The organism is Mycobacteriales bacterium (assembly GCA_036497565.1).
In the GTDB taxonomy this organism is placed as follows: domain Bacteria; phylum Actinomycetota; class Actinomycetes; order Mycobacteriales; family QHCD01; genus DASXJE01.
The window spans coordinates 1-6,373 of the sequence record DASXJE010000169.1; the positions used below are offsets into that span (position 1 = coordinate 1).

The 6,373-nt window shown below is 67.6% G+C and carries 8 protein-coding genes; 2 read left to right on the forward strand and 6 right to left on the reverse strand.

Going from position 1 to position 6,373, the window contains the following annotated elements; all coding sequences use genetic code 11:
• Window positions 1–97: 97 nt before the first annotated feature.
• Both VGH85_14335 and VGH85_14340 read right to left on the reverse strand, forming a co-directional pair.
• A complete protein-coding gene (locus VGH85_14335; protein ID HEY2174982.1) occupies window positions 98–1,165 on the reverse strand; it encodes an arginase family protein in 1,068 nt (355 codons plus the stop codon).
• Window positions 1,162–2,424 carry an MFS transporter gene (locus VGH85_14340; GenBank protein ID HEY2174983.1) on the reverse strand — a complete coding sequence of 421 codons (1,263 nt, stop codon included), beginning with the start codon at window positions 2,422–2,424 and terminating at the stop codon, window positions 1,162–1,164. The genes VGH85_14335 and VGH85_14340 overlap by 4 nt, the downstream gene beginning before the upstream one ends.
• 234 nt (window positions 2,425–2,658) lie before the next feature.
• Here VGH85_14340 and VGH85_14345 point away from each other — a divergent pair, with 234 nt between their 5' ends.
• Window positions 2,659–3,459 (forward strand): FCD domain-containing protein, encoded by an 801-nt coding sequence (locus tag VGH85_14345; protein ID HEY2174984.1) that lies wholly within the window; start codon window positions 2,659–2,661, stop codon window positions 3,457–3,459.
• A gap of 134 nt (window positions 3,460–3,593) precedes the next feature.
• Here the strand turns inward: VGH85_14345 and VGH85_14350 are convergent, their stop codons facing one another.
• Entirely contained in the window at window positions 3,594–4,232 is a 639-nt protein-coding gene (locus VGH85_14350) for an HD domain-containing protein (protein ID HEY2174985.1), read from the reverse strand.
• A gap of 192 nt (window positions 4,233–4,424) precedes the next feature.
• Between VGH85_14350 and VGH85_14355 the strand changes: the two genes are divergently transcribed.
• Window positions 4,425–4,577, forward strand: coding sequence for a hypothetical protein (locus VGH85_14355; GenBank protein HEY2174986.1), 153 nt, complete (start codon window positions 4,425–4,427; stop codon window positions 4,575–4,577).
• A gap of 37 nt (window positions 4,578–4,614) precedes the next feature.
• Here the strand turns inward: VGH85_14355 and VGH85_14360 are convergent, their stop codons facing one another.
• The 3 genes from VGH85_14360 to VGH85_14370 form a co-directional block, all read right to left on the reverse strand.
• Window positions 4,615–4,770, reverse strand: coding sequence for a helix-turn-helix domain-containing protein (locus VGH85_14360; protein ID HEY2174987.1), 156 nt, complete (start codon window positions 4,768–4,770; stop codon window positions 4,615–4,617).
• Window positions 4,771–4,993: 223 nt separating this feature from the next.
• Window positions 4,994–5,542 carry a carbonic anhydrase gene (locus VGH85_14365; GenBank protein HEY2174988.1) on the reverse strand — a complete coding sequence of 183 codons (549 nt, stop codon included), beginning with the start codon at window positions 5,540–5,542 and terminating at the stop codon, window positions 4,994–4,996.
• Between the two features lie 87 nt (window positions 5,543–5,629).
• On the reverse strand, window positions 5,630–6,373 hold a 744-nt coding region (locus VGH85_14370; protein HEY2174989.1), incomplete at its 5' end, for a helix-turn-helix domain-containing protein.

Sequence of the window (6,373 nt, forward strand, 5' to 3'; positions counted from 1 at the left end):
CCAGCCGCGGAAGCGCCCGCTGTACCTGGTGACCGAACGGCCCGGCCGGGCTGAGCTTGGCCCGCCGGCCGAATGATCAACCATGGGGCGCACGCAATCAGATACGCCGGACTGTGTGCAACGAGTGCGGTGCAGTTTCGGCATCCACCGGATCACTTGCCGATCGAGGAGATGCTTGAGGTGGTTGAGGGCGTCCCTTACGGGCGAGGTAGGCGGGTTGTTCGACGACTCGGCCCACCAGTTCGATGGCCAGCTGGGCTCCTAGCAGAGACGTGTTGTTCGCCCGGACGTCCAGCATCGGGTTGATCTCGACGACGTCCATCCCGACGACGTCGCCGTGGCGGGCGATGGCGAACAGCATCTGGCGCATCTCCTCGAATCCGAACCCTTCCGGCTCGGCCGAGGCGCAGCCGGGGACCAGTGGCAGGTCGAGGACGTCGATGTCGATGCTCACGTAGACCTTGCCGCCCTGGGGTAGCTCCCCGAGGATGCTCTGCGGACCGTCTCGGCGCAGCCGGTTGACGGTGACGACGGCGTTGCCTCGGTCGAGGGATTCCTGCAGGGCGGCCTTGCTCGTGCGGATGCTCCGAGTGCCGACCTGGACCATCCGGTCGATATGGGGGAGCTTGCCGATCTTGAGCATCGGGCTGCCGTTCGCGTACTCCACGCCATGGACGAACGGCCGGTAGTCCAGGTGTGCGTCGAAGTGCACGATCGAGATCGGCTCCTCGAACGCGCGCACCACGCCGTAGCTGATCGCGTGGTCGCCGCCGAACACCACGGGGATGGCACCCGCCTGCAGGATGTGCGAGGTGGCGTCGCTGATGTTGCGGAATGTGCCCTCGGGGTTGGTGTAGAGGATGTCGACGTCTCCGCAGTCGACGATCCGCTGGTTGCGTCGCTCGTACTGCAGGTAGTGCCGGTCGGTGTCGATGTCGTAGATCCCGGCGGCGGATTGGACCGCACCGTATTCGGCGTAGCGCACCGACATCTCCCGGACGACGCGTGGCGCCATCCGAGCGCCGGGGTACCAGGGCGACCCTTCGTCGCTGGGCACCCCGAGGAACGCGATGTCCGCGTCCAGGTTTTTCAGGTCGGTGTGGACCGGGGACCGCAAGAACGAGGGGATTCCCACGAATGGAAGGTTGAGTCGGTCTTCAGTCACGCTGTTGCGGTGTCCTCTCGGTGGTCGATGGGTTCGATTCGTTCGACGACGACGAGGTAGATGACGCAGCCGATCAGTGCGACGAGCGCGGCGGAGACCAGTCCCCAACCGAAACTGCCGGTGGCGCCGTACAGTCCGCCGATCACCGCGGGGCTGGCTATGCCGGCAAGGTTGGCGATCCCGTTCTGGAAGCCCTGGATGGAGCCGGCAAGCGACGGCCCGGAGGTCGGCGCGATGTCAGCGGGCAGCGCGACGATCGAGGACGTCGCGAAGGTGACGCTGCCGAACGAGATCGACAGCAGTACCAGTGCGAGCGCGGCATTGGGGGCCAGACCGACCAGCCCGATGAGCGCGGAGCCGAGCATGCCGGCGACGATGCAGGTCTTGCGCGCGAAGGTGAGGCTGCGCCCACGGCGGACCAGGCCATCGGAGGCCCATCCGCCGAGGAAGTTGCCGGCGAAGGCGACCAGTCCCGGGACGGTCCCCCAGATGCCCAGTTGCAGCAGGGTGAAGTGCCGTTCATGGACCAGGTAGGTGGGAAACCAGGTGATGAAGAAGTAGATGACGTAGCTCTGGCAGGCGAAGCCGACCGCCATACCCCAGATGGTCCGGTTGCGGAACAGGTCACGCCAGCGCAACGTCGGACTGCTGGAGGACTCCTCGGTGCGAGCCCCGCCGCTCTCGATGTAGGTCAGTTCCTCGGGCGTGACCCAGCGGTTGAGCCGGGGCACGCGGTAGGCCCACAGCCACACCGCCACCCAGACCAGGCCGATCCCCCCGGTGACCAGGAACGACCCACGCCAACCCAGGCCCGCGATGAGGGCGGTGACCAACGGGATGGCCAGTAGGGTGCCACCGCGAGCACCGCTGTCGTAGATGCCGGAGGCGATCGCTCGCTCGCGCCGGGGGAACCATTCCTCGACCACACGTGTGGCCGCCGGGAAGGCACCGGCCTCGCCGACGCCCAGCATCAGGCGCAGGCCGAACAGGGAGCCGAAGCCGCGGGCCAGCACGGTTGCCGCCGTGAACACGGACCACCACGCGACGGCCGCGGCGAACATGGTGCGCGCGCCGATGCGGTCGACCAACCAGCCGAGCGGTATCTGGAACAGCGAGTAGGTCCAGAAGAACGCGCCGAGGGCCACACCAGCCAGGGCGGGGTCGAGGTGGAGCTCCTCGTCGAGGTAGGGCAGGGCGACCGACAGGTTCGCGCGGTCGATGTAGTTGATGGCGATGGCGGTGAACGCCAAGCCGATCATGATCCACCGAACCTTGCCGACCGCGGGCGGCGTAGCGGTTGGTTCCGGGGCTGGTGCGGGTCTGGCAGGCCGAGTCATGGGGCCTCCTCGCCCGCGGGCCGCCGTGCTCTCGCGCGGGCCTCTGTGGCGTGGGCAGCTTGCCGAACATCGTCATATCAATCCTTCGCGTTTGTCAATCATGACGAACGTGCGTCATTTATGATTGACTGGGACATCCCTCGATGAGGAGGCGCTATGCCGTCGCGCAGGTTCCGCCCGACCGACGTCGGGGAGATCGACGTCGACACCGCTGTGCTCCAGGCGATCGACTCGGTGCAAGGTCCGGTCGGAGCCCGCGACCTCAGGCGGGCCCTGAGTGCTCAGGGCCGAACGCTCTCCGAGGCCACGGTCAGCCGGAGACTGCGCGAGCTGGACGAGCTCGACCTCACCACCCCGGCCGGGCGCAAGGGCAGGCTGCTCACGGCCCGAGGGAGCGAAGTTCTGCGATCTCGACTGCGAGGTCGCGAGCAGCACACACTGCTCGACCGCGCCGCCGACGTGCGCACCGCCACCGATGTACTGCACCTACTGCAAGGGCGCCGGGCGATCGAGCCGGAGGCGGTGCGTCAGGGCGTTGGTCGCGCGGACCCCGCGTCATTGGCACAGCTGGAGGCGGCGAACCGGGGACACCGCGAAGCCCTCTCCGGTGACGGTGAACACATCCCGCGCTCGCTGGTGCTCAACTTCCACCGGACCGTGACGTCGTTCACCGACAACCCCTTCGTGGCCGCGATGACCCGGATCTCCTTGGACCCCTCCCTCGACCACGTCGAGGCCATGCTCGACGTCATCCTGCGGACCCGACACACCAGCCGGAAGAGCGTCGCCGAGCACGCCGCGATCTACGAGGCGTTCGCCGCGGGTGACGGCGAAGGGGCCGCCACGGCGATGCGTGAGCACCTCGACCGACTCATCGCCGAAACCACGTCATTCATCAACGACCACGACCCGGAACTTGTCAACCGACTGCTGGAGAGCGCCGACGAGGGTCATTGATCGCCCGCGGCGCCTACCCGTGCGGATCGTCGACCTTGAGCTCTGCTCCTGTGGTGGAGATGAAAACGACCAGCTCGTCTTGGTGGTACGTGCGACCCACACCATTCATCGCGGTGTCTTCCGTGGTGATCCGGTCAGCTCGACCAGGCCGAGCCGACGATGCGCTCGACGGTGGTCGTGCGCCGGAAATCGGGGACGAAGTGCTCGAGAACATCGGAGTTCACGGTTCCGTTGGTCGTTTCCGGGCGGTCTTTCTGCCCGTCGAAGTACGTCCGCAGGAACTCGTTCTTGAAGTCGCCCCGTGGATGGACGGCGAGAATTTCCCGCACCTGATCGGTGTCGAGCCCGTCCAGGCCGAAACCGAGCACCTCGGTCAGCACGCCGAGATACATGGAGGCGATCTCGGGGCCCATCCGGTCGGGAATTCCCGGCGTTGTGTGCAGGGCGATCGTGGTCCACACGGTGTCGGCGGCGGCCGTGGAGAAACCGCGCTCGAGCAGGAACTTCCGCGCGTGGTCGGCCCCATCCACCTCGAAACGCTGCTGCACCTCGGAGAAGGGCGTCAGAAGACCGGTGTCGTGGAACATGGCGGCGAGGTAGAGCAGCTCGGGATCCGGTTTCACCCCGAGCTTGTGGGCGTGGATCTCGCTGAAGAAGAAGATACGGCGGGAGTGGTGGTAGATGAGGGGACTGGTCGTCTCCTGGATGAGACGAGTCGCTTCGGCGACCGCCGCCGTCTCAGGAACCTGCACCCCCGCGATGACCTCGGACATGGCCTCGTCGCCTTCCGGGAACGGTTACTGGAATGTGTGCGTCCATGCTGCCGACCATTCCGCGTTTGACGCCGCATCTATCCGGCCAGGAATCCCTCAGATCCGGACGGGCGGAACCGCGGAGGAGACGAACCGGTTTGGCGCCGACTACCGGATCGTGCTGCTGTCTCGGACCTGGCCGAAGCCGTGCGGGTGCCGGCAGCCCGAGCCGGCCGGGTCGCGTCGATCTGCACAGGCGCATTCATCCTCGCCGCAGCCGTGTTCGCGGGAGAGCTGTCCATCAGCCCCGCCGCATATCAACTCCGGTTCAGCACAGTGCGCCGCGCCAACGCGGAACAGCGCTGAGCTGACGCGCATCCCGCCGCCGGCGTGACGGACCGGCCTATCCGACGAACGCGTCCACCGAGCCTCGGGGTAGTCGCAGAGATTGACCTACGCGGATCGCCGCTAGCCGACCCGCGTGGATCAGCCGGTACACCGTCATCTTCGAGACTCGCAGCGTCACGGCGACCTCGTTCACGGTCAGCAACTCGACAATCTCGCCCCGCTCGTGGTGGGCCCGGTCGATCGCCGCCCGAACCTTCTCGTCGGTTGCGTTCGGGATCTCCTCGATCAGTTCACCCGTCGACGGGTTGATGACTGCATACATGAGGGTGCAAGCCTTCGCTCTCTGTAGCGCCCACCGAGCACTACTGCGCGGACGTACATACCATACTGTATACAACTACACCCACGTTGAGGTGTGGTCAAGACCCGGTGCCTCAGTCATCCTTGCGGGACTTTGGGCCGACCACCTCGGTGACCAGCCCGGTCGCCAGGTCGTAGACGTGGCCAGAGACTCTGATGTTCGGGTCGACCATCGGCGACGCCAGCAGACTGGCTACGTCGGCCGCCACGGTGGTCGCCGGGTCGAGGACGGCCAGCGCCGCCAGCGCGGCATCGTCGTAGCCACCTTGATCAGCGAACGCATGGCGCAACGCGTCGTCGGCCAGCAGCCCGGAGCCGCAGTCGGTGTGGTGGATGACGGCCAGCTCGAACCACTCGGCGTACGGGGTCTTGGCCCGATGCAGATGGCTGATCCAGCCCACGTCCTGCAGCACCGCTGGGGTGACTCGGCCGCCGACATTGCGGTCGACGATGGCGTCACCGAGCTGCAGGCCGAGAACGGCGGCCGGGTCCACACGAGGATCAATGCAGGTAATCACGAACGTCTGCCGATTGGGGATGAACGGGATGGTCGGCACGCGGTCCCGGGCATTGGTGCGGGCGAAGGCTCGGTTGCGCTCCAGGAGCATGTCGATGTTCGTCATGACCACCACCCTGCGCCGCGCCGGCCGAGCGGACGAGAGGCCCGACGGCCAACGACGGCAAGATTGCTGCCAGGACGGCGACGCCGGTCAGCCGGACGAGCGGAACGCCGCACGATAAGCGCTCGGTGTGGTGCCGGCGTGGCGGGCCAGCTGCGCGCGCAGGCTCACCGCCGTGCCCAGCCCGCAGCGGCGGGCGATCTCGTCGACGGCCAGGTCTGTGGCCTCGAGCAACCGCTGCGCCTCCAGCACCCGCTGCAGGTTGAGCCAGCGCATCGGGGTCATGTTCGTCTCTTGTCGAAACAGCCGGGCGAAGGTGCGCGGGGCCATGGCTGCGTGCCGGGCCAGGTGGTGCACGCTCAGCGGGCGGTGCATCTCGGCCACCGCCCAGTCGAAGGTGCGGACCAGCCCGGCGCCCGGCTCGGGCAGTGGCCGATGGGAGAACTGGGCTTGCCCGCCGGGCCGGTGGAAGGCCACCACCATGCGTCGGGCGACCTCGGCGGCGGCTGCCGCGCCCCGGTCGAGCCGGTACAGGTGCAGGCACAGGTCGATGCCGGCGGTGATGCCGGCGCTGGTCAGCACCTGTCCTGCGTCCACGTAGAGTACGTCGGGATTGAGCCGCACCGCGGGGAACCGGGTGCGGAACTCCTCGGCGTGCTCCCAGTGCGTGGTGGCGCCCCGGCCGTCCAGCAAACCCGCCGCGGCCAGCGCGAACGCCCCCACGCACACCGAGGCGATACGAGTACCCCGGGCCGCGGCCGCCCGCAGCGCATCGAGCACGGCGTCCGATGGGTCATCCAGCGGGCCGAAGCCGGGCACCACGAGCGTGTCCGC

What these genes read in the sequence shown, in the direction of transcription:
- VGH85_14340 (HEY2174983.1), bottom strand. Translation starts at nt 2,424, where the DNA reads ATGATCGGCTTGGCGTTCACCGCCATCGCCATCAACTACATCGACCGC.
- VGH85_14345 (HEY2174984.1), top strand. Translation starts at nt 2,659, where the DNA reads ATGCCGTCGCGCAGGTTCCGCCCGACCGACGTCGGGGAGATCGACGTC.
- VGH85_14350 (HEY2174985.1), bottom strand. Translation starts at nt 4,232, where the DNA reads ATGTCCGAGGTCATCGCGGGGGTGCAGGTTCCTGAGACGGCGGCGGTC.
- VGH85_14365 (HEY2174988.1), bottom strand. Translation starts at nt 5,542, where the DNA reads ATGACGAACATCGACATGCTCCTGGAGCGCAACCGAGCCTTCGCCCGC.